The organism is Actimicrobium sp. GrIS 1.19 (genome assembly GCF_035984655.1).
Taxonomy (GTDB): domain Bacteria; phylum Pseudomonadota; class Gammaproteobacteria; order Burkholderiales; family Burkholderiaceae_D; genus Actimicrobium.
In genome coordinates this window covers 1-1,177 of record NZ_JAXCHT010000086.1, presented here as the reverse complement: position 1 = coordinate 1,177, position 1,177 = coordinate 1, and the positions used below count along the sequence as shown (strand labels likewise).

General features: G+C 53.2%; 2 protein-coding genes. Both read right to left on the bottom strand.

Going from position 1 to position 1,177, the window contains the following annotated elements; genetic code table 11:
- Positions 1-362: 362 nt before the first annotated feature.
- Positions 363-893 carry a hypothetical protein gene (locus RCH09_RS19650; protein WP_326942829.1) on the bottom strand — a complete coding sequence of 177 codons (531 nt, stop codon included), beginning with the start codon at positions 891-893 and terminating at the stop codon, positions 363-365.
- 96 nt (positions 894-989) lie between these two features.
- A partial coding sequence (locus tag RCH09_RS19645) for a hypothetical protein (RefSeq protein ID WP_326942828.1) occupies positions 990-1,177 on the bottom strand: 188 nt, incomplete at its 5' end.

The window sequence follows — 1,177 nt, the reverse complement described above, 5'->3', positions numbered from 1 at the left end:
TTCATCTTGGGGGAAGTGTTGATGGCTATCTTGCTATAACGGTTATGCTTCGAAATAAGTTGGCCGGTATTGACGAATAAATCCGCGTTTCCCTAGGGCGTGTTGGGCACCTTTTCTTGCGCCGGTTTTACTTCGAAGTTATTGGGTGAACGCGGGCTATGGCGAGGGTGCTTGTTTGGCGTTTTGGAGATTTCGAATGGCTTGGTGATTTTTTCCGGGGACCGCGAGGGAGTGGAAGTGAATGCCGGACAGCGACTCAAACGGGCCTGCCGCATTCGTTAAAGGCTGACGCTCAACGTGTGACTTAAACGGACAGTGGAGGACGGATCAGGTGACCAGCACGGGTTCGCTTGAAGGAGACGTCAGGCGACATGGCGGTTGAACACGTAGCCGGCTCTTTTGTGGGGCAGATATAGCGCGTGGTACCGAATGACTTCTTCAGAGAGACCAAGCGACAGGCCTTCTCCGGTCGTAGTGAACGTTTTGGCCTGAGCACTTAAAGCGGCTAGGTGCTCTTCCAAGGAACCGCCACTCACAACCAGCTCGTCTTGATCGGCCCATCCCCATTTAGCCATGCGCTTCACATACACGAATGCGTCCGGCAACAGTGATGTTGCCTCTAAGACCTGGAACATGCAAATGCCATCAAGTATGCATGGTCTGCTAGTACTGGCCGCCGCGATAATTGACTGTAGGTCGAGGTTGCGGAAGTAGCTTTCTTGGCCTACGGCTAGGAAGTTATCGAAGCTAACAAGCGAGGCGCCGAGGAGTTCCTGGATCGCAGCCGCAAGCGTCGACTTACCGGAGCCATGATTGCCGTCAATTGCTATCAAAGACGCGTGTGCCTCGGACAAAGCGCTGGCTAGTTCTTGTGGTGTCGTAGACTGCAGCAATATATGACGCCTAACGTTTGAAATGAGAGCCGATTGGAGGTCGAAGGCCGGAAAACGTCCTTTCGATGGGAGGCCCACGCATCCCCGGCATAGGTACTATGAGAAGCGCGCCAGCCAATGAAACAACGGCAATTCAAGTAAGAATTTCGCATTTGCTCGAGCGCGGAGTGCCCGCAGAAGACCTTCGCCGGGGGTGTAAATAATTTTGTGTAATCGGTCATTTGGCAGGAGACTGCCAGCCACAAGGAAAACAATGACCAAACGCAAAGTTGTACAGCCCGACC